At 46.9% G+C, this 24,221-nt stretch carries 21 protein-coding genes, 1 tRNA gene and 1 pseudogene; 9 read left to right on the forward strand and 14 right to left on the reverse strand.

What is annotated here, in order from left to right; all coding sequences use genetic code 11:
- Positions 1–6 precede the first annotated feature (6 nt).
- Positions 7–1,218, forward strand: coding sequence for a beta-glucosidase (locus tag QUB12_RS12755; protein WP_333307036.1), 1,212 nt, complete (start codon positions 7–9; stop codon positions 1,216–1,218).
- Positions 1,219–1,311: 93 nt separating this feature from the next.
- Here QUB12_RS12755 and QUB12_RS12760 read toward each other — a convergent pair whose 3' ends face one another.
- Both QUB12_RS12760 and QUB12_RS12765 read right to left on the reverse strand, forming a co-directional pair.
- Complete coding sequence (locus tag QUB12_RS12760; RefSeq protein WP_333307038.1) at positions 1,312–2,757, reverse strand: hypothetical protein; 1,446 nt, start codon at positions 2,755–2,757, stop codon at positions 1,312–1,314.
- Positions 2,758–2,821: 64 nt separating this feature from the next.
- Positions 2,822–3,676: a hypothetical protein gene (locus tag QUB12_RS12765; RefSeq protein WP_333307040.1), complete on the reverse strand. Its 855-nt coding sequence runs from the start codon at positions 3,674–3,676 to the stop codon at positions 2,822–2,824.
- Between the two features lie 222 nt (positions 3,677–3,898).
- Here QUB12_RS12765 and QUB12_RS12770 point away from each other — a divergent pair, with 222 nt between their 5' ends.
- A complete protein-coding gene (locus QUB12_RS12770; protein ID WP_333307042.1) occupies positions 3,899–4,390 on the forward strand; it encodes a helix-turn-helix domain-containing protein in 492 nt (163 codons plus the stop codon).
- 113 nt (positions 4,391–4,503) lie between these two features.
- On the opposite strand, the gene QUB12_RS12775 is transcribed toward QUB12_RS12770, so the two are convergent.
- The 4 genes from QUB12_RS12775 to QUB12_RS12790 form a co-directional block, all read right to left on the reverse strand.
- A tRNA-Glu gene (locus QUB12_RS12775) sits at positions 4,504–4,576 on the reverse strand.
- Between the two features lie 87 nt (positions 4,577–4,663).
- Positions 4,664–5,710, reverse strand: a complete 1,047-nt coding sequence (locus QUB12_RS12780) for a M42 family peptidase (RefSeq protein ID WP_333307044.1) — start codon at positions 5,708–5,710, stop codon at positions 4,664–4,666.
- Positions 5,711–5,967: 257 nt separating this feature from the next.
- Positions 5,968–7,143: a transposase gene (locus QUB12_RS12785; protein ID WP_333307046.1), complete on the reverse strand. Its 1,176-nt coding sequence runs from the start codon at positions 7,141–7,143 to the stop codon at positions 5,968–5,970.
- Complete coding sequence (locus QUB12_RS12790; RefSeq protein ID WP_333147156.1) at positions 7,052–7,627, reverse strand: IS607 family transposase; 576 nt, start codon at positions 7,625–7,627, stop codon at positions 7,052–7,054. The genes QUB12_RS12785 and QUB12_RS12790 overlap by 92 nt, the downstream gene beginning before the upstream one ends.
- Positions 7,628–7,655: 28 nt before the next feature.
- On the opposite strand from QUB12_RS12790, the gene QUB12_RS12795 reads away from it, so the two are divergent.
- From QUB12_RS12795 to QUB12_RS12815, 5 genes and pseudogenes are all read left to right on the forward strand, one after another.
- Positions 7,656–8,048, forward strand: a complete 393-nt coding sequence (locus tag QUB12_RS12795; protein ID WP_333307048.1) for a hypothetical protein — start codon at positions 7,656–7,658, stop codon at positions 8,046–8,048.
- Positions 8,049–8,065: 17 nt separating this feature from the next.
- Positions 8,066–9,787: an ATP-binding protein gene (locus QUB12_RS12800; RefSeq protein WP_333307050.1), complete on the forward strand. Its 1,722-nt coding sequence runs from the start codon at positions 8,066–8,068 to the stop codon at positions 9,785–9,787.
- Between the two features lie 51 nt (positions 9,788–9,838).
- Positions 9,839–10,438, forward strand: coding sequence for an IS607 family transposase (locus tag QUB12_RS12805; RefSeq protein ID WP_333147150.1), 600 nt, complete (start codon positions 9,839–9,841; stop codon positions 10,436–10,438).
- Positions 10,429–11,696 (forward strand): annotated as a pseudogene (locus QUB12_RS12810) (RNA-guided endonuclease InsQ/TnpB family protein). Before QUB12_RS12805 ends, QUB12_RS12810 begins: the two are co-directional and overlap by 10 nt.
- A gap of 533 nt (positions 11,697–12,229) precedes the next feature.
- Positions 12,230–12,976 (forward strand): FkbM family methyltransferase, encoded by a 747-nt coding sequence (locus tag QUB12_RS12815; RefSeq protein ID WP_333307053.1) that lies wholly within the window; start codon positions 12,230–12,232, stop codon positions 12,974–12,976.
- Positions 12,977–13,741: 765 nt separating this feature from the next.
- Here QUB12_RS12815 and QUB12_RS12820 read toward each other — a convergent pair.
- The 6 genes from QUB12_RS12820 to rpmI all read right to left on the reverse strand — a co-directional run bounded on the left by QUB12_RS12820 (position 13,742) and on the right by rpmI (position 18,530).
- A complete protein-coding gene (locus QUB12_RS12820; protein ID WP_333307055.1) occupies positions 13,742–15,937 on the reverse strand; it encodes a diguanylate cyclase domain-containing protein in 2,196 nt (731 codons plus the stop codon).
- Positions 15,934–16,542 (reverse strand): chemotaxis protein CheC, encoded by a 609-nt coding sequence (locus tag QUB12_RS12825; protein WP_333147139.1) that lies wholly within the window; start codon positions 16,540–16,542, stop codon positions 15,934–15,936. The genes QUB12_RS12820 and QUB12_RS12825 overlap by 4 nt, the downstream gene beginning before the upstream one ends.
- Entirely contained in the window at positions 16,539–16,916 is a 378-nt protein-coding gene (locus QUB12_RS12830; RefSeq protein ID WP_333147136.1) for a response regulator, read from the reverse strand. The genes QUB12_RS12825 and QUB12_RS12830 overlap by 4 nt, the downstream gene beginning before the upstream one ends.
- A 237-nt stretch (positions 16,917–17,153) precedes the next feature.
- Positions 17,154–17,684 carry a tetratricopeptide repeat protein gene (locus tag QUB12_RS12835; RefSeq protein WP_333147134.1) on the reverse strand — a complete coding sequence of 177 codons (531 nt, stop codon included), beginning with the start codon at positions 17,682–17,684 and terminating at the stop codon, positions 17,154–17,156.
- A gap of 272 nt (positions 17,685–17,956) precedes the next feature.
- Entirely contained in the window at positions 17,957–18,313 is a 357-nt protein-coding gene (gene rplT / locus QUB12_RS12840; RefSeq protein WP_015178606.1) for a 50S ribosomal protein L20, read from the reverse strand.
- 19 nt (positions 18,314–18,332) lie between these two features.
- The gene (gene rpmI, locus QUB12_RS12845; protein ID WP_006634164.1) at positions 18,333–18,530 is read right to left on the reverse strand and encodes a 50S ribosomal protein L35; all 198 of its coding nucleotides are present in this window, start codon (positions 18,528–18,530) and stop codon (positions 18,333–18,335) included.
- 329 nt (positions 18,531–18,859) lie between these two features.
- On the opposite strand from rpmI, the gene QUB12_RS37585 reads away from it, so the two are divergent.
- Positions 18,860–19,195 (forward strand): MrcB family domain-containing protein, encoded by a 336-nt coding sequence (locus QUB12_RS37585; protein WP_445252092.1) that lies wholly within the window; start codon positions 18,860–18,862, stop codon positions 19,193–19,195.
- Between the two features lie 220 nt (positions 19,196–19,415).
- On the opposite strand, the gene QUB12_RS12850 is transcribed toward QUB12_RS37585, so the two are convergent.
- Both QUB12_RS12850 and pdhA read right to left on the reverse strand, forming a co-directional pair.
- A complete protein-coding gene (locus QUB12_RS12850; protein WP_333147132.1) occupies positions 19,416–19,868 on the reverse strand; it encodes a clan AA aspartic protease in 453 nt (150 codons plus the stop codon).
- A 384-nt stretch (positions 19,869–20,252) separates the two neighbouring features.
- Positions 20,253–21,290 carry a pyruvate dehydrogenase (acetyl-transferring) E1 component subunit alpha gene (pdhA, locus tag QUB12_RS12855; RefSeq protein ID WP_333147130.1) on the reverse strand — a complete coding sequence of 346 codons (1,038 nt, stop codon included), beginning with the start codon at positions 21,288–21,290 and terminating at the stop codon, positions 20,253–20,255.
- Positions 21,291–21,736: 446 nt separating this feature from the next.
- On the opposite strand from pdhA, the gene QUB12_RS12860 reads away from it, so the two are divergent.
- Positions 21,737–24,055: an IMS domain-containing protein gene (locus QUB12_RS12860; RefSeq protein WP_333147128.1), complete on the forward strand. Its 2,319-nt coding sequence runs from the start codon at positions 21,737–21,739 to the stop codon at positions 24,053–24,055.
- Positions 24,056–24,221 lie beyond the last annotated feature (166 nt).

Genomic DNA, 24,221 nt, shown 5'->3' on the forward strand with positions numbered 1-24,221 from the left:
TGCCCCATGCCCAATGCCCAATGCCCCATGCCCAATGCCCAATGCCCCATGCCCGATGCCCCATGCCCAATGCCCCATTACCCATTACCCATTCGATCGATGTTTCAAAGTTTTTTCATGGGCGGTTTTGAGTGCTCTACCCACAAATTGCGTTCGGGAAAGCGTCTCGACGTAACAGCCGCCACCGGTCACGATAAATTTGCAGCAGCCGACTACCAACGCTTGCAGCAGCAAGGCATTTACACAGTCCGCGAAGGCCTCCGCTGGCACTTAATCGAACAGACACCCGGAAAATACGATTTTTCCAGTTCCCTGCCAATCATCCGCGCCGCCCGCGACATGAAAATGCAGGTAATTTGGGATTTGTTTCACTATGGCTGGCCCGACGATATTGATATTTTCAGTCCCGAATTTGTGTCCAGGTTTGCAAGCATGGTGCGCGCTTTTATGGAAGTGCTGACGGAGGAAACCGACCAAACACCTTTTGTAACACCTGTCAATGAAATTTCATTTATTGCTTGGGCAGGCGGCGATGTCGCCTACATCAATCCGTTTGCAAAAGGGCGGGGAGACGAGCTAAAAATCCAGTTAATCAAAGCTTCGATCGCAGCGATAGAATCAGTTTGGGAAGTCAATCCCCGCACCCGGATCGTTCAAATCGACCCCACAATTAACATTATTGCCCATCCTGACAAACCGGAGGATCGGGACGCGGCGGAAGGTTATCGCTTATCTCAATATCAAGCTTGGGATATGTTGGCGGGACGCTTTCGCCCGGAAATCGGCGGTAAGGAAAAATATCTCGATATTATTGGCGTGAATTATTACGATCGCAATCAGTGGATTCACAATGAAGAGCCCATGAAATACACCGATCCGCTGTACCGCCCGTTTGGTGAAATGCTGCAAGAAGTGTTTGAGCGCTACGGCCGCCCCTTATTCATCGCTGAAACGGGTACTGAAGACGATTTTAGACCTGTCTGGTTTAATTATGTGTGCACTGAGGTAGCGGCGGCGATGAAAGCAGGAGTTCCGATAGAGGGAATCTGCTTGTATCCGATTGTTAACCATCCAGGTTGGGACGACGACAGGCACTGTTACAATGGTTTGTGGGATTATTGCAATGAATCGGGCGATCGGGAAATTTACCAGCCTTTGGCGGATGAATTGCAGTTTCAACGGCAGCAGATTGAACCGTTGCTGAAGTTGCAGAATTGATAGCTGCGATCTAATTCTTTAGGGTGCGCTGGGGCGCACCTTATAATAAATCTGCGTTAAAAATTCCCGATGATTTCTTAATATTTTATTCGCTCAACTCAGCATAAAATAGTCAAGCTCATCTACATTGTGAATAATCTTGGAATCAGGAACGCCATAAGCTTCAGCTAATTCGATACTAGCTTGCAATCTCAATTCAAGGTTTAAGTTAGGATCAAAAGCTGCTTCTGCTAAATTACCTAGTCGTTCATAGGTAGCAACAAGATTAGCAACGGCTGCCTTATAAGCGCGATCAATTTTAGCGAGGGACTGTTGATAATATTGTTCCACTTGTCGAGCAAGATGAGTATATTGTCCCAATAACTGCTTGCAAAAACCAGTCACGATTCGACCCGCGATCGCACCAATGACAGCGCCAACAACAGGAATCGGAATCAAAGCTTGTCCGATTGTAGCTCCAGCAGCAACAATGGCTGAATCAGCACAAGCAAATAAACTTAATTCAACGAATTGATCGGCCGTAATTTCCCCTCGGTTCAAACTACCCACTAAACTAGCAACTTCCAAGCCTGCACTAACAAAAGCACCAGCTAAAGGTGCAGACATTTGGGTAAAATTGGTTAACCCATAAATAACTGTTGCCGATATACCACTAAGTGCAGCTCCTTTTGCGGTATCAATTCCAATTTCTTGCCAGTCTTCGGGGGTTAACTCACCCTTAAAAACGTTTTTACCTTGCTTATACTTAGCGTAAAGCTTAGTAGCAAATCGAATACTACCACCAATAACCGCGCCTTTAACAGCAACGTTACCAAAATCAGCCAGAGTAGGTTGAGCCTCGTAGCGTATCCCATCCTTAATTTGTTTGTGTTCTTGCTTTAATTCATGCTCTTTGCGGTCTAGGGTATCGTCAACTTTGCCTATTTGCACATCTTCATAGTTAGACGATCCAGCTTGAACAGTCTGACTGAAAGGACGACCCGACATCTGCTCTATTTCTTGAGCTTTTTCTTGTATTTTTTGAGCAGTACGACTTGTTATTCCCTCGACTTGTTGCCCTTTCAATATTTTATCAATAATTTCATATTGGTTTTTAGGGATATGGTAATATGACCCATCTCTGCCAAAGTTTTCGTATTTCTTCATGTGGTCGAGAACGTGGTCTAAATTATTGCCAACCCCATTCACAAATTTAGACTGTACTTTAATACCATCAATTAAATAATCTTCCGGTGCTGTTCTACCCACTCCCTCAAAAGTAGCGCGAGTTTCAGAGGAGTTCAAAAGAGATTTTGCATTGCGAATACCAACTTCCACTTGCTCAGCTATTTCACCGTGTTTTGTGCTTGTGTTTCCCAGAATTTTTTCGGGGCTACCTACAAAATCACGAACTTTATCAATCTCCCCGACCGCTGCAAAAAACGCTCGGTCTTGTTTACTGAGTTCCGTTGCAAGCTGTTCTGCATGGCGCAGATTTTCCTCTGCTACTATTGCAGCAACGAATTGAGTTGTCAGATGTCTATCTTCTCTGTTTTCCATGTTTAAAAAAATTGCAGCATTACTCCCTAATTGCTAGAGCATAATGCTGCACTCCAAATTATAATTACATTTTCAGGTCTACGGTCTTTTTAATAGACTCGCTCAGGGAAGTAATGGAATTGATTAAGGTCCCCAGCCTTTGTTTGAGAGCTGGGCTAAAATTCAGGTAATTCAAAGGTGCATTCTGCTTGAAGTATTGCAGTTCACTTTGAATAAGGTTAGCTAGTTTGACAGTTTCCCCCTCCAGAAGATTGACTTCTTTCTTGGTTATGTTGACTTTAGCTGTGTCACCTTCAATTTCAATAGCGCGGTTAGTAGCTTCTCTCGCAATTTTCTCATTCTCGCTATTTGTCCAAAAAGCACTACCAGCCAAAGCTACACCACCAATCCCCCAGCCAATCGGCCCTGCTAGTGCCAGCAGTGCATTTCCAGCCACCATACCGCCACCACCCACAGTAAGAGCGCCACCTCCTAACCAGGCTAAAGCAGCATTAACGGCGGCTGCACCGGAAAGAGAAGCAATTGCAGTACCTGTTGAGGCTGTTCCAAAAGTTGTGGCAATTGCCATTGCTGCTGCTGGCCCAAAACAGGCAACTCCTGCTCCAGCCATGACTCCGGCACCACCTGCTGCTGCGGCTACATTGCTGTTATGAGCCGAATAAATTAGATCCCAATCTTCGCCAGTAATTTCCTTGAGCTGAAACTTCAGTTTTGTAACAACTTTGCTAAATTCTTTTGGCGAATTGGCCAGCGTGTTAATGTAATTTTCGCATAGTTGGATAATCTCAACCCCACGATTAACTCGCGTTTGATAAAGACTTCCAGCGGCATTTTGTAAATACTCACAATCTCTTTGGTAGTTTTCTACTGCACGGCGCAGTTTCTCTTGTGCCTCTTTTTTGTATTCGTGGTTAAACATTTACGGGTAAATACCTAATTATGAGGAGTTTGTGTTGATAACTCTGTCCAGCAGACAACTCTACCGCCCAAGCAGTGAGCCTTCCCCCCACTCCAGGTGTAAAATTAATCACTATCCTGCTTTCTTTGATACTAATCTAACTACCCTTAACAAAGAAACTAATAAGCATTAGGAATCGTGTTAGACTTTGATTATAAAAAATCCAGAAACCTATCCCCTGCAATGGCATCCTCTAACGATCGCTTCTCCGAAGCTGCCCGCGACTGGGACTTAGAAACTCTTTATACAGACCTAGCATCCGCCAAGGGAAAGCGGCTCACGCCCACAGAGAAACAACATCTACGGGGTTTACTCTGCGGCTACAGTCCCGCCGAAATTGCCGAAAGACTCAGTAAAAACCCCAAGGGAATTGCCGTAGACTTCTGTAATACTTTATACCAATATGTAAAAAATCTTGTAGGTAAAGCTGATGAAAAGGTAGAAAACTGGAGGAAGATTTGTGAATGGCTGGAGGACGCAGGATATAAAACTCAGCCGTCTCCCGAACCTGAATCAGGTGATTGTTTACCAATAAAATTCTTAATAAAAAAAGCCAATGTAGTTGTTGATAAAAATCAAATCATAGTTGATATAAACCTGCGAATAGTCGCCTCCTCACCTTCAGAAATTCCCATTATAGAAAACTTCGATATCAATGGCAATGGTGCAAACTAAGGAAAGTGCGATCGAACGCATCAACTTAATGTTAAACCGAATAGCAATAAGGGCGGGCAAAATGCCCACCCCACATACTAGATATCACTTGGATATCAGACTTAAATTTTCAATACCCCCAGGGGAATTCGAATCCCCGTCGCATCCGTGAAAGGGATGTGTCCTAGGCCTCTAGACGATGGGGGCGCGTCGTTGCGTTTGCTTGTGTTCCGCACCTTTATTACCTTAACTAATCTTTCCCAATCTGTCAACTACTTTGGGAAACTTTTTTTTCTACTCGTCCCAAAGCTCGTCACAGTAGGCTTTGAGGATGGCGGCGCAATTGCCGATCGCCCCGAGATGAGCAATTTCAAAGCCGTGGGTGTTCTGGGTGGGGAAAGCCAAACAAGCGGCGCGGGCTACGTGGCCGAACTTCATGGCGATCGAAGCATCGCTTCCAAAACCGCTAATTACCGCCAACTGCACCTCTACATCGGCTGCGGCGGCGGCTGCGCGCAATTGGGCGTTCAATCCTTCATCGTAGACTCCGTAGCCGTCCTGAACCAGCAAAACCGGGTTTTCGCTGTCACGAATCGGGTATTCCGGTGCCAGAGGGCAAATTTCCAAAGCGATCAGCGCGTCCAACGGCTGGCGCTGCGTGAAATACAAAGCTCCGATCGCCCCAACCTCCTCCTTCGCCGACGCTACCAAATAAACATTCACCGCAGGCTCTTTCAAACATTCCGCCAGAGCCAGCAAAATCGCCACTGAAGCCTTGTTGTCCAGAGTGTAGCTCGCGATCCAGTCCTTCAACCGCAGCGGGCGCTTGCGGTGCTTTCCCACCACCATCCGCGTGCCCGGTCGAATTCCGGCCTCGGCTAATTCCTCGGCGGTACACTTAGTTTCAATCCAGGCATTTTCCCACTTTAAAGAAACATCTTCCTGCTGAGCTTTCTGAGGAGATTCGTGAGAAACATGGCGGGAACCGAAGCTGAGAATGCCGCTAATTGTTTGCTTGTCTCCGAGCAAATCCACCACGCCTTCGCCGTAAACCCAAGGAAATGCGCCGCCCAATCTGCGGACTTCCACCCGGCCACTCTCGCCTATTGTTTTAACTAGGGCGCCAATTTCGTCTTTGTGGGCGGTAATAGCGATCGACTTTTCGGGATTGCGGCCCTTAATTAGGGCGATCGCATTGTCCGCGCGATCGAGCCAAGCATTCACTCCCAGGGCGGCGAATTTTTCCATCAACCGCTGGTTAATTTCCGATTCCGCACCGCTGGGTGAGTGCAGCATTACTAATTCTTCGATTGTTTGGAACAGGCGATCGAACTCTAACATTTTTTATTTTCGTTTTTAGGAGCGAATTTTGACACATATTAAAGCACATTTACGCACTATTTCCCGGCGGTACACTTAGTTTCAATTCAGGCATTTTCCCACTTGAAAGAAACATCTTCCTGCTGAGCTTTTTGAGGAGCGTAGGAATGAAGCAATTGGAGGCAGCAAAAGGCGATTGAGTAACAAGATTCATGCGATCGCGTGGATGCGTTGGGCAATCCGTTGGGGTTTCACCGACACTTTTTCGCTAACAAATGCTAACAAACGTATAAGTCAAGAGAGTCTCTCAACAAAGGCGTGTCAACCAATGCCTCGCCCGTGAAAATCCCGCGAGCACCATTTAGATCCCGATCCATCTTCAATCCAGTAGCTACGGACTTGATAGTTCTAGCGCCACCTAGATTTTTGACAATTTCGCCCGTCCATGACACAGTTTTTGAAGTGTAAGCTTCGTTGCCGTCAATCACAAGCTTGGAGTTTTCCCAAGCTTTCCACTTCAGGAAAGTCTTGAACTCGTAATGGCTCAGAGTCAACATTTGTCGCACTGTTTTGTTCCTCAACTTGCGACGTGACTTAGACACCATTTGAGAACTTTCAAAAGTTGGCAGCAGAATTACATCAAAATTATCGACTAAAAACTTAGCCGTTTTATGATGCAGCTCTTTGACCAAATTCTTGATTTTGCAACGAAGCCTGCTGGCTACTTTCTTGAATCTTCTTTTCTGGCGACTGGGAGCTTTAGAAATTTTTGATACTAATCTGTCCAGCCGGAAACATAGTTTTTGGATGTGTAAATTAGAATCTTTTCCTAACCAGCCGTAAGAATTTTCAGAGAAAAATGTCATGAAAGTGCGGACACCGGGATCTAAGGCAACAAGCCGACCTTGGTTTTCGGTCTTGGCTTGTTGCACTTCTTCAGAAACGATCAGGTAATACTCGCCATAAGCCAGCGTTAACCTGCCGTCACTGAAAGTTTCAGGCAGAGTTTCTTTTAACAAACACTTGCCTAGAATCGAATGGTAGACACCACAATCTTTTATAGCCGACTTCGGCACATAGATAGATTGCTTGGTGTCTTTCCTGCTCCGAAATTTACATTTACGGATTTGACCGTCTTTTTTGAAACCCTGTTTAGCCGCCTTGACTGCCGAGCAAGCATCTTTGATGGCAATCGATTTAATTTGGAAAGGTACAGGCTTTGCCCATTCTGGTAAGCTGTTGAGTATTCCGGTTTTGATTGTCATCCAGCTAGCTTTTTTGTCTGGTTCTTGCAGGTATTTGATAGTCGTGTTGTAGACAAAACGACTTACACCAAACCACTGCTTTATCAGTGCTTTTTGTTCAGGATTTAGGAATAGACGGATCTTCCTTGATTTTCTTGCTGTAGCTTCTGAGTCCGTGCATTCGGCAACTGAAGACGTGAAGGATGGCAAGAAGATCGGCGGTGAGTTCGGTTTCTGGGCAGTGAACTGTTCGGTCAAGAACCACGATTTGTCCACCGTTTTGCTGTGCCATGAACTCGAACAATTCAAATCCAAATCGACACAATCTGTCGCGACAGGCAACAACAATCGTGAGCTGTTCGCCGCGCATAAATCTGACCAGTAGGGCTTGCAGTCCTTTCCTTTTGAAATTGATTCCTGAGCCGATGTCTTGGATGATTTCGGCGTCTGGGTACTGTTGCTGCATGAATTCAACTTGTCGAGCAAGGTCGTCTCGCTGCTTGGTTGAACTGACTCGGCAGTAACAAACAATGGCAGTTCCAATTGCACCGCGCTGGTAAGACTCAACATCGTAGAGTCTTTGTCCTGCTTCGTTTTTGATGCTTTTGATCTTGCCTTCATCTGCATATTTCCTTAAGGTGTTGGCGTGCAAACCCAGGAATTGGACTGCTTTTCTGAGTGGTATGTATGCCATTTGCTCATCTTACAGCGTTTGTTAGCAAATGTGGGCATTTGTTGGAAAACTATACACTGTTAGTCAACCCCCCGACAAACTGGTGACGCGAGCAGGAGGCGACCAACTGCAGCCGTTACTGGTGGCGGATACACTGCTGGCTAACAAGGGCTATGATCCAGATCAGCGTGTGATTGACCGCCTCAATGCCGAGGGGAAGACCACCGTCATTTCACCTCGCCGCAATTGCAAGACCCTGCAAACTTACGATGCTGAATTTTACAAACCCCGTGATTTGATTAAGAACTTTTTCCCCAAGCTGAAGCAGTATCAGGGAATCGCGACGCGCTATCACCCTAGGGCGGTGAACTTTCCGGCGTGCGATTCTTCTGGCTGCTGCGGTCATCTGGTTGAATTGATGACACCCCCTAAATTAACTTGACAGCGCCGTAAACTAATATGCCTAACCTCTTGAGCACCTTCTTTTCTAGTAATTTCATTCCTCACGGGCATTGTTACCTCTGGAAACCGGGGTTAGTCTGGCTGCACTTAACGTCAGATGCCTTGACTACCCTCGCTTATTATTCGGTGGCGGTTGCCATTGTTTACTTTACGACTGAGCGTAAGGATCTGCCTGCCCACACGGTGATGCTGCTGGTTGGTTTCTTTTTTATCTTTGCCTTATGTGGCACCACGCACCTGATGGGAATAGTGACACTTTGGCACCCCATTTATTGGGTTTCAGGAGTGATCAAAGCTCTCACTGGTGTTTGGTCTTTCTATACGTTCACCTTTTTACTGATTCCCTTAATTCCAGTGGCGCTCGATGCGCCAAGTCCAGCCCAACTCGCCCTTACAAACCAGGAACTAGAAGAGAGTCGCCGCCGTATCCAGGCGATTAATGTGGAGCTAGAGCAACGGGTGCAGGAACGCACTGCCCAACTGGAAGCCTCTAATCGCACCAAAGACGAATTATTGATGCGTGAACAAATAATTCGGGCAGACGCAGAGGCCGCCAACCGTGCCAAGGATGAGTTTCTCTCGATTCTTTCTCATGAACTCAGAACTCCTCTCAACGCCATCTTAGGGTGGTCAACGATGTTAAGGCAGAAAAACCTCAGTGAGGATAAGGTGGCGCGGGCTTTGGAGACGATCGAGCGAAACGCGAAGTCTCAAGCCCAGCTCATCGAAGACATCCTCGATGTTTCTCGCATCATCACGGGTAAACTGCGCCTCCAAGTCCGTCCTGTCAACCTCGTGCCGGTGATTGAATCGGCGATTGAGTCTGTACACTTGGCGGCTGAGGCAAAGTCAATTCGCCTGCAAAGCCGGATCGATTCTGAGGTTGGCCCGCTCTTGGGTGATGCCGATAGGTTGCAGCAAGTTGTGTGGAATCTACTTTCTAACGCCCTCAAATTTACGCCTAAAGACGGGCGAGTCGAGATTCGTTTGCAGCGGGTTAATTCCCATGTTGAAATTACTGTCAGCGACACTGGGGCAGGCATCAGCTCGGATTTTCTACCGTTTGTCTTCGATCGCTTCAGCCAGCACGACAGCACGACCACTCGCAGTTATGGGGGGTTGGGTTTAGGGTTAGCCATTGTGCGTCAATTAGTTGAATTACATGGCGGGACTGTAACGGTAGTGAGTCCAGGGATAGGACAGGGGACGACTTTTACAGTCAAACTGCCCGTGACGATTATCCATCTACCACCCAGCGCTCCAGAGCCCTTAAACTCGATCGTCAAGGCGAATGGGAGGTTTCAGGGCTCATCGACCCTTCAAGGCTTAAAAATCTTAGTGGTAGAGGACGAGGCTGACGCGCTAGAGTTGCTGAGTACGATTCTGGAAAAGTATGGTGCTGATGTCATGGCTGTTGCTTCGGTAAAGGACGCCTTGACCATTATCGAAACCGCAAGCGATCGCAGCCCCGATGTTTTAGTGAGCGATATTGGGATGCCGGATGAGGATGGCTACTCCCTGATCCGCAAGTTGCGTCAACTTGAAGCGCAGCGGGGCGGTAGGCTACCCGCGATCGCGCTGACGGCTTATGCCCGAAATGACGATCGTCAGCAGGCACTATTAGCAGGTTTTCAGATACATTTGACCAAACCCGTAGATGCTGCTGAGTTAGTGGCGGTGGTTGCCAGCCTCACCGGACGTATTGTAAAACTTCATTAACTTTATAAGCAGTAATGAGCGATGGTGGTATTATGTAGTCAGGAGGTCGAAATGAAACTACCTGACTACGCCAAGGCAATAGGCATAAGTTACACCACAGCGTGGCGCTGGTGGAAGGCAAACAAACTGCCACATCCGGCACGGCAGACGGAAAGCGGTCTGATTATAGTTGACTACTTGCCACAATCGCCATCAAGCCAAGTCAAGAAGAACCGAGTCGCTATTTACAGTCGAGTCTCATCTTCAGAAAATAAAGATAACCTCAACCGCCAATCGGAGAGATTAACTGAATATGCCATTGCTAACGGTTATCAAATTGTTAAAAATGTCAAAGAAATTGGCAGTGGATTAAACGACCATCGAAAACAGTTAGAGGCACTACTACAACAAGATGACTACGACATTTTATTAGTTGAACACAAAGACCGTTTAGCTCGATTTGGCACAAACTATCTAGATGTTCTCTTACTACGATTGGGAGTTAAGTTAGAAATAGTCAACCTAGCCGAGAATGGAAAAGATGAATTGATGCAAGACTTAGTGGCTATAGTTACTAGCTTTGCTGCTCGACTTTACGGACAGCGACGCGCCAACATAAAAACAGAAAAGATAATTGCCGAATTGAAAGATGGAGATGCTGAATGCAATTAGCAGAAAGGCATATCATTAAATCAACAGAATCCCGTTTCGCGGAAATTGACCAATTAGCTTTCAAATCCAAGAATCTGTACAATGCCGCTAACTACGTCATTCGTCAGAACTTTATTTATGGATGGGGCTATGTCGGTTACAACGAGATGAATCGATTGATGAAGTTTCACGAGGCATACAAGGCTTTACCTGCCAAAGTGAGTCAACAAATCTTGATGGTGCTCGACAAGAATTGGAAATCGTTCTTTGAGGCTTCTAAAGCTTACAAAGCCGACTCTTCTAAATTCACTGGTCGTCCAAAGTTACCAAAGTACAAAGATAAGATTAAGGGGCGCAACCTTCTCGTCTACACGATTCAGGCGATTAGTAGCAAACAATTAAGAAGCGGAATTCTCAAACTTTCTGGTACTGAACTCTCAATTAAGACTAAAATTAACCCTGACCGAATTTGTCAAGTTAGATTAATTCCGAAATGCGATTCCTATGTAATTGAGGTAATTTATAATGAGCCGGAGTCCACCGCTAAGGACAATAGCTTTGCAGCCGGTATTGATTTGGGATTGAATAATTTAGTGGCGTTAACTTCAAATCGACCGGGTTTTATCCCAATGTTGATTAACGGGCGACCATTGAAATCGATCAACCAGTTTTACAACAAGCGCTCTTCACGATTGCAATCCCAATTGAAAGGGAACCGCAAAACTTCACCTCGGATTCAGCGACTAACTCGTTGCCGTAATCAAAAAGTAGACAATTACTTGCATCATGCGAGTCGAATGATTGTTGATATTTTGGTAAAGCAACAAATTGGGACGCTAGTAATTGGCAAAAATGCACAGTGGAAAACCGATATAAACATTGGAAAGCAGACTAACCAAAACTTTGTTAGTATTCCTCATGCTCGATTAATTGAAATGTTGGAGTACAAAGCTTTTTTGGTGGGAATTAAGGTAATCGTGAATGAAGAATCCTACACATCGAAAGCAAATTTCCTGGGTTTAGATCCAATTCCTGTTTACGGAAAAACAGAAAAAGAGCCTGTTTTTACTGGAAAACGGATTAAGCGTTTGTACAAAACATCGACTGGTCAGTTGATTAATTCTGACGTGAATGGCTCGTACAACATTCTCAGAAAAGCAATCCCAAATGCGTTCAGCTTTCTTGATAGGGAGCTGCGTAGTTCAGCTTAAGAAGGGTCAATCCGCTTGAAGTAAAAGCGAAAGGGGAGGGACAGCAAGCCTCCCATGTCTGTCTATAAATGACTATACTTTTACCAGCTATAAGCAGGTGCTAAAACCTAGGTGTTCAAGAACAAATGTTGCGTTGGAGAATAATGGGCTTGTTGTCAGCTTGGGGGTGAAGGCTAGCGCTTGTGGCAAATCAAGCTTGTGAGTGTCGTCTCCAGCACAAACGTCTAGTTAACTTACTTGATTCAGGCAAAAAGTCTACTGTGTCAAAGATAGGAAGCACTCTTCAATCGTTGGGAATCGAACTCTAACATTTTTCAATTCCGTGTTTTGAAGCGTATTTTGACATATATTATTAAAGCAGATGCACTCTCAATTTACTCTTCTTATAAACAAAAAAATAACTCTATGTAATGATATCTAGCGCCTTCTCAACAAACTCGTAATCAGCCGCATTGGTTGACTAAAACTCTCGCATTCAGGTTGAATTCGCAGACATAAACTCGATTTACAAGCGGTGCAAAATGTGAAGTATTACCTTACCTAGAGGCTTTTCCATCATCTCACGTTATTTTCACATTAAAACACATCTCAATCTCTCCCTATGCTTGTCCATAAAATTCAGCAACTGGTGCAGCGCCAAATTCGAGCCAAAAAGTTAGGGATTAAATTTAACAGAGTTGCTAACTTTCAATTGCCCGAACAAGTGATTGTGCAAGGAAAACAGCATCAAGTAAACGTGCCTTCAGAGAAAGGCATGGACGGAGAATTTATAGAAGTGCTTTTAGACGACTGCTACGGAGTCGAGCAATTATCTGAATCGCTGATGACAATTATTGATATTGGAGCCAATGTCGGCTTATTTCCGATTGCTGCGAGGAACAGGTTTCCCCAGGCCGTAATTCACGCCTACGAACCTAATCCCTACCTAGAAAATTACCTTAAACATCAATCTCAAATCGCAAATTTTACATATTTTATGGAAGCAGTAGGAGGCCGAGATGGTAAAGTAGTCCTCGACATTCGCGAAGTTTCGGGAAAAACCCGATCGACAGTTAGCGAAAGTGGCGAAATACCAATGATATCATTTCGCAGGGCGATCGAGCGAATCGGTGGTAGCGTCGATTTAGCCAAAGTAGACTGCGAAGGTGCAGAATGGCTGTTATTTGAAGATCGAGATACTTGGCAACTTGTGCAAAACCTTTCTTTAGAATATCACTTGTGGTCTGGTCACACTCACGCGGAAACCCGACAAATTATTGAAAACTTAGGATTTAGGATCGGAAAGCAAATACCAATAGATAAATGGTACGGCTTGATTTTAGCATCCCGAACCTGCAACCCTCAATGATATAGCAGATGTTGAAGAAGGAAGTTCGGCAACAGATTCGCTTTATTATGATGTAACCGATGCCAGAAAGAAGGTTAATTATTCTGGAGTTGTGGTGACAGGTCAGTTTTTATAAAAAAGAAGAGTACCTCAAAAAAATGAAACAGAAATACCTAATCTTATATCATTTCCGGTTACACCGGAATAATGTTGACGGTTGACGGTTGACGGTTGACTGTTCACTGTCAACCGTCAACAGTGAACTCGAATTTACTATTCCGATGCTAACGGATTTGAGATTAATTGATAATTACTTCCCGAATCGAGTCCCCACTAGAACTTAATTTAATTGGTGTGGTATTCGATAAAAAATATATTGTTAATGGACTTTTTACATCCATTGAAGACCTAGAGTATTTATTAAATCGCCTCTTAAATGAAGGAGAGTTAATGATTAAATGGGGACGAAAAATCACAAAAAAGGGGGAGTGTTGTATCACAGTTTAAATGCACAACAGCTTATCCAACCCATCCTTATATTTGGGTTGATTTATCCTTCATTACAAATATTCCCAAATCCTAATTTATTTATTGCGTTCAACGATTTAATTGATCCAATAAATCAATTCCAACCCTTTTATTTATCTGGATGAGCTGGCTTATTTCTTACTTCTTTAATCCGCAGAGTGACAGAAGAGGGAGATCAGGGTTTGGATCGCGGGCTTACAGTGGCATTTTTTTTGCGGAGTGGTATAACTACTCGGAATCAACAAATATGGCAATTCGTCAAGCGCTGGTGGGAGATGGTAAATTAGTGTTTGGGAGAGAAAAATCTACAGGAAGTATCGAAGTGCCTGTCCCATTCGCCTTGCCAGCAGCAGGATCGGGCTGGTAAAGTTGGATACGATCGCGCCCAAGCCGTTTAGCTTGATAAAGCGCTTGGTCGGCTGCGGCAATCAGAATTTCGGCTCCCGATTCAGATGCAGGAACAATACTCGCTACGCCCAGGCTGAGAGTGACGTACTCGCTCACCTGAGAACCAGCGTGCGGAACCTGCAAAGCTGCGATTGTGAGCTGTATGTGTTCGGCTACGATCACTGCGCCTTGAATCGAGGTATTTGGCAAAATAACGGCAAATTCTTCGCCTCCGTAGCGAGCTACTAAATCGGCGGGGCGATTGACTGCATTGGCGATCGCCCCGGCGACTTGTCGCAAACATTCGTCTCCGCCTTGATGCCCGTAAGTATCGTTGTAACTTTTAAAAGAATCAATATCGCACAGAATTAGGGACATGGGCGTTTGTTCCCGCGCTTGTCTGCGCCACTCCATTTCTAAATACTGATCGAACCGTCGGCGGTTTGCTAGCTGCGTGAGTGCGTCCGAAGTAGCCAAGCGCTCTAACTTGAGGTTGGCCGCTTGCAACTGCTGGTAGAGTTCTGCTTGCTTGATGGCGATCGCCAACTGGGTGGCCAGAGAAGACAGCAACTCTACTTCCAACTGCATCCACTGCCGGGGACTGCACTGGTGGGCCATCAGCAGCCCCCATAACTCTTCTCCTTGCACTAAAGGCACAACCAAATAAGCTCTCACCGCGAATTGTGCGAGCAAGTCAATTTGATATTGCGGCAAATCCGCGGCCAAAACATCGGCGATCGGTCGGATCGCTCGATGTTGGTACGCTTCGAGATAGAACTGGTCAAAACAGAACTTTTCCAGGGTTTCCCCCAACATCGGCTTGCAGTTGGCAGCTACAGATTCCACTGTTACCGCCCCCGTCGCCGGGGTGGCGCAGACACTGCCCGTACAGGGGTTGAAGCGGACGATCATCACTCGATCGGCCTGAAGGAACTGACGCACTTCTGTCACTGTCGTGCTGAGCACTTCACCCAAATCCAGAGACTGGCGGATATGCTGAGTAATCGTCGCCATCAGCAGTTCTCGTTCGTTCTGCTGCCGCAGCGCCTCTTGTGCCCGTTTGTACTCGGTGATATCTTGAGCGGTGCCGAAAATTTGTTTGGGGCAGCCGTCGGCTGTGCGGGCGAAAACTTGGTCGCGGCAGCGAAACCAGCGCCATTCGCCCGATCGATGTTTGAGCCGATACTCCAACTCCAAAATATGCCCGTCTTGAGTCGAGGGAAATTTTTTCTGGTGGGCTTTGAGCCTCGGCAAATCTTCTGGGTACACCAAACTCGAGTACAAAGCAGTTTGCATCTGTAAAATTTCTTGGGGAGTGTAGCCCAGCAATTTAGAAGCTTGACCGTTGACGTAGACGTTGCGCCGTTGGGTCAAATCGTAGATGTAGAGCAAATAAGGCGCCGCGTCAGCAATTTGCTGGATGAAATGCTGGCTCGATCGCAATTCTTCCTCCACCCGCTGACGCACTTGCACTTCTTCCACAGCTTGATCCCGCATTGTGCGGTAAGCTTGGATGCGATGGGTGAGGTCGGTCACGTCTTGAATCACCAGCAGCGCGTAGAACGATGGGGCATTGACCCCCGGCCATATTGATGACGAAGCTGAGGGTGGAGATTCCCTAGACACAAAAGCACTTCTTGATGAGCCGACTCCGACACTACCCTCTGATTCCAACTCAAGAGTATGGAGAACCCAGTCTCTAATCTCCTGTTCTTCTATGCCAGCCTCCAGTGCCGGCACAGCAGTCACAGTAGTTTGCTGAATTCGCTGCTGGCCGTCTTGCCAAGTTGCCGGAATCAGGTGTTTGTGAATTTGAGAAGAAAAAATTGTTGGCGGGCCTCCTGCAAAGATTTGCTTGAAGCGAGTGGCGTACTTTAACTGACTCAGGTGAGGAAAATGGGTTGTGATCTTTGTTCCCAATATTTGGCTGCGGGGAATTTTAGTCCACTCTTCCAGACAAGTGTTCCAAAACAGCACCACAAAATCATCTTGCAGCAAGCAGGCGCCGACTGGTACGCTGTCGAGAACCCCAAACTTTTCCTTAATACTTTTGCTCTCCTCAATCATAGACCCCCGGCAAGTTGATTGATAGCAGTCAACAAGGTGTCAAAGGAATTAACATTGAAAATAAGAATGATATCTCCTTCAATGTGAAGCCTTTCAATCATGAAACTGGTCTGGGCTAATAAAACAACTGTATCAGTAGCTAAACCGCCAGATATCAGCAAACTAGCAATCGTCCCTTCGCTATAAGTGGGAATTGAATAGTTCAGGCGCTGCTGAAGTACGTTGCTGATTGCACCCATGACCCCATTAATTACAATATTTCCCACTTCACTTAGCGTACCAATTTTGACTGAATCGAGATCCTGAGTTCCAGCTTCTTCCCCTGTAAGCATTGTCACCAGCAGGGCAGCGCTGTTTGTGGGAAAGACTAGCTGGGCAATGCCTCCAAAGGAGCCTGTGAATTTGAGCTGGACAGCGGCGATTTGCTCGCCGTTGAGGTGTTGCTCTAACTCTTGTTCCACGTCGATGGGAGTCAGGATTTGAAGGTAGGGGATTTGCAAGCGAATCGGGGAGTCGATCATGTCGTTCAAAACCCCTGCGGCTTGACCGATCCCGATGTTGACGAGTTCCTGCAAAGCATCGAGCTGTCGAGTGCTTAATTTCATTGTGTGCTCTCCTCGCTGACACTAAGAGCTTTTTTGATCCACCCGATTAGTTCGTCTGAGTTGGGCATTTTGTGAATGACTGCCAGGGCTCCGAGTTCCATGCACTCGGAGCGGGTGGTTGCTTGGATGTCTGCGGTAATTACGATCACTGGAATTTTATATCCTCGATCGCGCATGGCTTGCAGGACTTCCCTACCTTCCATCTCCGGCATCAGCAGATCTAAGAGCATACAGTTTGGGGTTTTAGTGCCGAGCAGTTCTAGAGCTTCTGGGCCGCTGGATGCTTCCCAAGTCTCGTATCCTTCTGCTCGCAGGATTTTGCAGATTACCCTGCGAGTCAACCACGAATCTTCGACAACGAGAATTGATGTCACTACGTTCTCCTCCTTCTATTGTTTAGGACTGACCGGCGTTGCAGGTACTGTTTTTATCTTGACAGTAATTTAAAGTGCTGGGACGGTGTGCGATCGAGCGTCACTTGGAATTCCTGTTCTTAAAAACTAACGCATTAATGTGTTGGATAGTTTAGTATCTTGGACTATGTTAAGAAAAAACCCGGTTTCTGAATGAAACCAGGTTTGCGGGATCTCTATTGCTCCTAACAGGGGCGCTCAATTATAGATTACCAAACGCTTCCGAAGGGACTCTACTCGCTGTTTGGCCGTGGTATTGTCTGGATCGCAGGCGAGAGCTTGTTCGTACATTTCCAAGGCTTGAGCTGTTAATTTCTTGCGCTCGTAGGCGTGACCCAGATTATTGAGAGATGTAACGTATTCTGGCTGCAACTTCAGGGCTTCTTTGTACTGGCGGATCGCGATGTCGTACTGTTCTTGGCCGAAGTGTGCAAAACCGAGGGCGTTGTAAATAACAGCTTGATTTTCTTCGCCTTCTAAGTCTTTGGCTTTCAGGGCTTTTTGAAACAGTACGATCGCCTGGGAGTAAAGCTTCTTATCTAGATATATACTTCCTAATTCGTAGTATTCCTGTGCTGTTCCTTTTTCTACCGTCAGCTTATTTTCTAAGCGTTCCAGAGACATTTCCAGCTTCCTAGTTTTGAGAATCTGGCGCACCACAAACCAGGAACTGCTGCCGAGTATAGCGAGCAGGACTGTCAGGTAAACAATGAGCAAATTACTATCCATGTTTTTCTTAAATTTAGGTATGTCTGTGGAAGGTTTTATTTATTTTAAGGCCCTAGCAATCTCTGAGATTGGCCTCTGCAACTGTATAAAAAACAAGGAAATAGCGATCGACCGGCCCGATCGCGATTTCTGAAAAAGCAAAAATCCAGAAGTAAGAACAAAGAAGGAAACTTGGTCTCAACCTCCTCAATTCATCAGGAGTTTTCCTTCTCTGGCAGACAGTTAAATCTTTCTTACTTCTGCTTTGTGCATTCTGAAAATCAAGCTAGATTTCAGGCTCCGGCTCGATTAGCCATTTCCACGACTTTACCGAATGTTGCCGGGTCAACGATCGCCATTTGTGCCAGCATTTTGCGGTTGATTTCGATGTTGGCTTTCTTCATGTTGCCGATCAGTCTGCTGTAGCTCGTGCCGTGCTGGCGCGATGCGGCATTGATCCGAGCAATCCACAGGCGGCGGAAATCACGTTTGCGTTTTTTGCGATCGCGATAACCGTTACGCAGGGCCTGCATCACCCGTTGGTTAGCTGTGCGGAACTGTTTCGACTGTGCGCCTCGGAAACCCTTGGCTAATTTGAGAATTTTTTTGCGGCGCGCTCTGGCGACATTACCGCGTTTTACCCGTGTCATCTTTAATTTCCGTTAAACTTTACAAGTATGGAAGCATTAACCGCACGTTAGCATCGTTGGTCTCGTCGATGACGACCAGCTTAGATAGACGGCTTTTGCGAGCTGAACTTTTGTGCTGTAGCAAGTGGCTTTTGTAAGCTTTACGGCGCACAATTTTACCGCTGCCGGTCGCTCTAAAGCGCTTTGCGGCTGCTTTGCGAGTTTTGAGTTTTGGCATGAACTGGTGTTATTTGGACACAAGCTTATACCGTATCACGTTTGTGCTACTTTCTGCAAGGGAGATTTGCGGGTTGGGGGTGGCGCTGCATTTGCTGCGATATACAGGATGGGCGATCGGGTAATCTTGCGGTAGTTTGCGGGAGTTGACACCTGGTATAAAATGTTATACCGCAGTTGCGGTATAATTAAGGGTTATACTCTAGGTTATCGGCAGGGTTAATATTTGAAAGCTGCTGGTGAGGCACGATAATTAAATTGAAGATGCAACATTAATTATTGGTTATGACGCTTAGAGAGTCCATTGAAAAAATCCTTTAGAAATATCCATTGGTCAGTAATGAAAACTTCCAGGGACATTCATTTGCTAGTTATGTCAGAAATGTAGTGCCGAAATCAATAAGTGCTTCATTGGAATTACCAGAAATCTATAGGGTAAAAGCTTCTGCAGGGAATGGTTCTTGGGCTAAAGTTCCTTGGATAGCAATATTTAACAAGCTTGTAACTCAGACTGTCCAGTCGGGGTTTTACTGTGTTTATTTATTTTGCGCCGACTTCTCAGGCGTTTATCTTTCTCTCAATCAAGGAATAGCAGATATAGCGTATTCCAGGTTTATTAAGTACACCAGAGAAACCGGGTTTCTTTACAGTTCTCGCCTCTGGTAATCATTCAGTTCAAGAAACCCGGTTTCTGGCGATATACATCTACATGGAATATGCTGTAAAAGAAATAAGTGAGGACTGGGGAAGTCGAGGGACATGGTAAGAAATCAAGCACAACTCTTTAAAGATAAGCTTGGTTCTGACAAGCTCAGATAATTTTCAGAACCTCTCGATATTCAACTTGATTCTATCCAAGGAAACTACTTCTAGAAGGCATTTAGTATTAAACTCTCAATACAGGTCTTTCGGGATTTTGGGGATTGGGAACTAGACGCTGATTTTTGCAATCTACCAGCAAATCTAAAGTTTCTAACACAGTTTGACCGATTAGCACCATATCGCCTAAAACCATTGCCGCCTCTATTGTCTCGCGCCCTTCTATTTCAATGATAACAGGCCCTGTTAATCCCACTGTTTCTTGTCGGCCATCAGCATATTTTGCTATTTCCTGACTCCGAATTCTTAAACCGAGCTGCTCTACTACATCCGCAGGTAACGCAGTTCTGACTGCGCCACTATCTATCAGTGCTTCTGCTTCGTACACGCGCAACAGATTTGGATTGAGCACTCCTCGACTCACTAAGGCTTCATCAATGGCATTCGTTAGCTTGACTTTGACTCGAACTGCACCCATATTTTTGCTGGCTTGAGTTAGATCGCGATCGAGATTTATCATATCGCCTCTTTTCGTCTAGAAAGTCTACCTTTGATTCTAGCCCCAATTGATGGTAGTAAGGTTCGCAATGCACACCCTACAAGTAAAGTTTGTACGTAAGTCTTATATCATTTCCGGTTACACCGGAATTATGTTGACGGTTGACGGTTGACTGTTGACGCCGTGAACAGTGAACAGTGAACAGTGAACAGTGAACAGTGAACAGTGAACTCGGATTTACTATTCCGATGCTAACGGATTTGATATTACAGCGTATTTCTGGTTTAGGAAGTGCAGTAGGGACAAAGGCTTTCGCCGTGTCCCTACGGGGATATATCACTCTTGTGGGGAGTAGGGGTTGGGCATCCTGCCCGCCCTAAACATACAAGTTAAATGCACAACAGCTTACTCATCTTCTGCATAGATAAACCGATACAATTCGCTAGGATCTGGTTCGGCGCTTTTCTCAGCAAAATCCACTGCATCGTCAATTACTGCTTGAATTTTATTATCGATCTCTTTCAATTCTTCAGCAGTCGCCAAAGTTCGATCGATCAACTCAGCAGCCAACTTCTTAATCGGATCGCGGGGAAACCAATATTCCTTCTCTTCCTTAGAACGCAACTCATCAGGATCGGCCAAAGAATGGCCGCGAAAGCGATAAGTCAAAGCCTCAATCAAAGTCGGCCCCTCGCCGGCCCGCGCCCGCGCTACAGCTTCTTTCGCCACTTCCCGCACCGCCAAAACATCCATCCCATCAACCTCAAAACCAGCCATGCCAAAAGCATGAGCCTTCTTGTAAATCAGCGGGTCAGAAGTAGCTCGCTCGTGGGCCATCCCGATCGCCCATTTGTTGTTTTCCACAACATAAATAATCGGCAACTTCCACAAAGCCGCCATATTCAAACACTCAAAAAACTGCCCGTTATTTGCAGCACCATCGCCAAAAAAACAAGCAGTCACGCCATCGGAACTTTCATCCCCCAAAGCTTCGCGCCGGTACTTCGATTGAAAAGCCGCCCCCGTAGCTACAGGAATCCCCTCAGCCACAAAAGCATAACCTCCCAACAGTCGGTGTTCGGCCGAAAACATGTGCATCGAACCGCCGCGGCCTTTCGAGCAACCAGTTTCCTTCCCGAACAACTCCGCCATTACCTCCCGCGCCGGGACGCCCGCGCTCAAAGCGTGAACGTGATCGCGGTAGGTGCTGCTGACGTAATCGGTGTCATCCCGACGCATCGATCGAATCACGCCAGTAGACACAGCTTCCTGACCGTTGTACAAGTGGACAAAACCAAACATTTTGCCCCGGTAGTACATCTCAGCACACTTGTCCTCAAAATAGCGCCCCAAGACCATATCCTCGTAGAGCATCAAGCCCTCATCCCGAGAAATGGTTACGCTTTGCGCGTCAAAAACTGGTAAAGTCCGTTCCTGAACCATAAATAATTAATACCCGACGATCGGCTTCCTAGACATCTAAATTTAAACCGAGATGGGACACAACCGCAGCAGAAAACGATCGCACCTTTGCTGTGCAGCACTTCACCAATTGTTAAAATGAGTTTGGCCATCGGGGCGGATTGCCCGGACTCGGAGAACCAACTCCCATCCAAACCCCATGCCAACCAATGATATAATTCCATTACTCTCAAACCCGAAAATGCTCAAGAGTCAAACAACTCATTTAGCTCAGGGGCAGTGGGGCTTTCCATTTTCCTCACTGTAAAACGCTGTAGAGGGAAAAAAATCAGAGGATCTCTACGGTAACTCCAACATACCGTGAATTAGGTGGTTGGAAGCCAACACCAGAATTTTTGATTTGGTTTGCGGGAGTATCTCACTTAAGATAGGCTAATTCAGTTGCTAGCGCTTTGGGGAAGTGGACAGTGTTAATTCCACTAGATTACTACCGGATTTTGGGTCTACCGATTCAAGCTACTGCCGAACAGTTGCAGCAGGCTCACCGCGATCGAACTTTACAGCTTCCGCGCAGGGAGTATTCCGAAGTTGCGATCGTCGCCCGCAAACAACTGCTCGATGAAGCCTGCGCCGTTCTGTCAGACTCAGAGGGGCGCAAAGCTTACGATGCCAGTTTTTTAGCCAAAACTTACGATCGAGAGTCGGAAGCCGCACAGGAAGCCAAGCACCAGAGGTCAAAAACCTCAGCAGGCCCGGCCACCTTCCTGCAAGACGCAGGAGAAACCGCTCCGGCAGAGTCCAAGGCTTTAGAGGCTGCTCCCGACCCCCACACTCCAAGTATTGAAATCGATGACAACCAATTCGTAGGAGCCCTGCTCATACTGCAAGAACTGGGAGAATACGAACTCGTACAGAAGCTGGGTCGCCCGTATCTTAACAATGGCAGCATCGCGATCGCAGAAGGTCGTTTCGGCGACCCTCAGCTCGTGAGGCCAGATATAGTTTTAACCGTCAGCCTTGCCTGTCTAGAACTCGGCCGCGAACAGTGGCAGCAAGGTCAGTACGAAAATGCCGCAAAATCATTAGAAGCAGGTCAAGAATTGCTGCTGCGCGAAAGCCTATTTGCAAGCGTGAGGGGTGAAATGCAAGCCGACATATACAAACTCCGTCCGTACAACATTTTAGAGCTATTATCGCTTCCCGAAGAAAAAGTCGCCGAGCGTCGCAAGGGACTGGAAATCCTGCGAGAAATGCTTCAAGAACGAGGCGGTATCGACGGTTCGGGAGACGATCGATCCGGTTTAGGAATAGAAGACTTCCTCCGGTTCGTGCAGCAAATGCGTAAACACCTAACCAGCAGCGAGCAGCAGGCGCTATTTGAAGCCGAAGCCGGCCGCCCCTCCGCAGTCGCCACTTACCTCTCGGTCTACACCCTGTTAGCCCAAGGATTTGCCGCCAGACAGCCATCGATGATCCGTCGCGCCAAGCTGATGCTGATGCAGCTCGGTCGCCGCCAAGACGTTCACCTGGAAAAAGCCGTCTGTTCCCTGCTGCTGGGCCAAACAGAAGAAGCCAGCAGAGCCCTCGAACTGAGTTCGGAAAAAGAACCCCTGGCCTTCATTCGCGAACATTCCCAAGATTCACCCGACTTGTTGCCCGGATTGTGCTTGTACGCCGAACATTGGCTACAAGAAGAAGTGTTTCCCCACTTCCGCGACTTGGCCAACGAGTCAGTGTCCTTGAAAGACTACTTTGCTGACCCGAAAGTACAAGCTTACCTAGAAGCTTTGCCACAGGACGCAGAAACCGCCAACGAATGGGTCGTCGTGCAGCCCCGCGCCGGCAAGCAGCCAGGGCGACTGCAACCGACAGCAGGCCGATCGCCCGCTGCCATACCGGCACAGCCACCCACAGCCAAGCAGGGAGCCAGTACAGTCACCTTGACCCCCGTACCGGGCGACGCTTCCACCGCAGCTTCGGGCGCGAAATCCCAGGCAACGGTGGCCGCGCCTAGCGCTGTTGCCCCCGTGTCTATCCCGATAGCGACAGTGCCACACCCAGCAGAATCGACTTCCAAACATCGCAGACGCCAACATTCAGGGCGAAGCGGAGCAACCGGCAAAGGGCTAAAGGGCGATTTTGCCGATCGAGCGCGCACCAAGGCAGCAGAAATTACCGCCCAAGTCAAGTCCATGCCTCCAAACAGGCTGGCTTTGTTTCTAGTCGCAGGTGTCGTGAGCCTGTTACTTTTGTGGTTAATACTCAGTCTCTTGGCTAGCGCGATGCAAGCCCTATCGGGCCCCCTCCAAGGAGAGCAAGCCCTCGTCCGCCTGGAAGAACCGCCGCTGGAAATCCCTGCCGTGGCCGCGGCCCCAGAGCCGAGCGCTGCAGGCGCAGTGTCGGGAGAAATCAATGAGGTAGCAGCAAAAGACTTAGTTCAAGGCTGGCTATCGGCGAAAGCAGCGGCTTTGGGCCCCAATCACGCTGTCGAAGAATTAAGGCGAGTTCTCACAGAACCGGCTTTGTCTCGCTGGCAATTGATGGCAGAAGCTCAACAGCGTAACAACGCGCACCAGCGTTATGTACACAAGCTGCAAGTTAATGGAGTTACCACAAATCCGACTAATCCCGATCGCGCCCAAGTAGAAGCACAAGTCTCGGAAAAAGCCGAAGTGTTCGATCGTTCTCAACTCGTTTCTTCGCGCAACGAAAACCTGCGGGTGCGCTACGACTTGATCCGTCAAGAGGGACAGTGGCGGATTATGGATTGGCAAGTGATTAAGTAAGGAATTGTTCAGTTGACAGTTGACAGTTGACAGTTGACAGTTGACAGTTGACAGTTGACCTGGGATACCGACATCTACCTGGAAGGAAGAGGATTGGAGTAATGAACAGTCTTCTTTTAATTTCTCCTGATCGGGGTTCTGGCTGTAAACCTATTCTTTCTGGTAA

It is taken from the genome of Microcoleus sp. B7-D4 (assembly GCF_036705125.1).
GTDB lineage: Bacteria > Cyanobacteriota > Cyanobacteriia > Cyanobacteriales > Microcoleaceae > Microcoleus.

Excerpts from the sequence above, each read along its gene's own strand:
- QUB12_RS12790 (WP_333147156.1), bottom strand. The coding sequence starts at position 7,627 with ATGGCATACATACCACTCAGAAAAGCAGTCCAATTCCTGGGTTTGCAC.
- QUB12_RS12805 (WP_333147150.1), top strand. The coding sequence starts at position 9,839 with ATGAAACTACCTGACTACGCCAAGGCAATAGGCATAAGTTACACCACA.
- QUB12_RS12825 (WP_333147139.1), bottom strand. The coding sequence starts at position 16,542 with ATGAAATTAAGCACTCGACAGCTCGATGCTTTGCAGGAACTCGTCAAC.
- QUB12_RS12760 (WP_333307038.1), bottom strand. The coding sequence starts at position 2,757 with ATGGAAAACAGAGAAGATAGACATCTGACAACTCAATTCGTTGCTGCA.
- QUB12_RS12850 (WP_333147132.1), bottom strand. The coding sequence starts at position 19,868 with ATGATAAATCTCGATCGCGATCTAACTCAAGCCAGCAAAAATATGGGT.
- QUB12_RS12820 (WP_333307055.1), bottom strand. The coding sequence starts at position 15,937 with ATGATTGAGGAGAGCAAAAGTATTAAGGAAAAGTTTGGGGTTCTCGAC.
- pdhA (WP_333147130.1), bottom strand. The coding sequence starts at position 21,290 with ATGGTTCAGGAACGGACTTTACCAGTTTTTGACGCGCAAAGCGTAACC.
- QUB12_RS12795 (WP_333307048.1), top strand. The coding sequence starts at position 7,656 with ATGTGGGCATTTGTTGGAAAACTATACACTGTTAGTCAACCCCCCGAC.
- rplT (WP_015178606.1), bottom strand. The coding sequence starts at position 18,313 with ATGACACGGGTAAAACGCGGTAATGTCGCCAGAGCGCGCCGCAAAAAA.
- QUB12_RS12780 (WP_333307044.1), bottom strand. The coding sequence starts at position 5,710 with ATGTTAGAGTTCGATCGCCTGTTCCAAACAATCGAAGAATTAGTAATG.
- QUB12_RS12770 (WP_333307042.1), top strand. The coding sequence starts at position 3,899 with ATGGCATCCTCTAACGATCGCTTCTCCGAAGCTGCCCGCGACTGGGAC.
- rpmI (WP_006634164.1), bottom strand. The coding sequence starts at position 18,530 with ATGCCAAAACTCAAAACTCGCAAAGCAGCCGCAAAGCGCTTTAGAGCG.
- QUB12_RS12800 (WP_333307050.1), top strand. The coding sequence starts at position 8,066 with ATGCCTAACCTCTTGAGCACCTTCTTTTCTAGTAATTTCATTCCTCAC.
- QUB12_RS12755 (WP_333307036.1), top strand. The coding sequence starts at position 7 with ATGCCCAATGCCCAATGCCCCATGCCCAATGCCCAATGCCCCATGCCC.
- QUB12_RS12835 (WP_333147134.1), bottom strand. The coding sequence starts at position 17,684 with ATGGATAGTAATTTGCTCATTGTTTACCTGACAGTCCTGCTCGCTATA.
- QUB12_RS12815 (WP_333307053.1), top strand. The coding sequence starts at position 12,230 with ATGCTTGTCCATAAAATTCAGCAACTGGTGCAGCGCCAAATTCGAGCC.
- QUB12_RS12765 (WP_333307040.1), bottom strand. The coding sequence starts at position 3,676 with ATGTTTAACCACGAATACAAAAAAGAGGCACAAGAGAAACTGCGCCGT.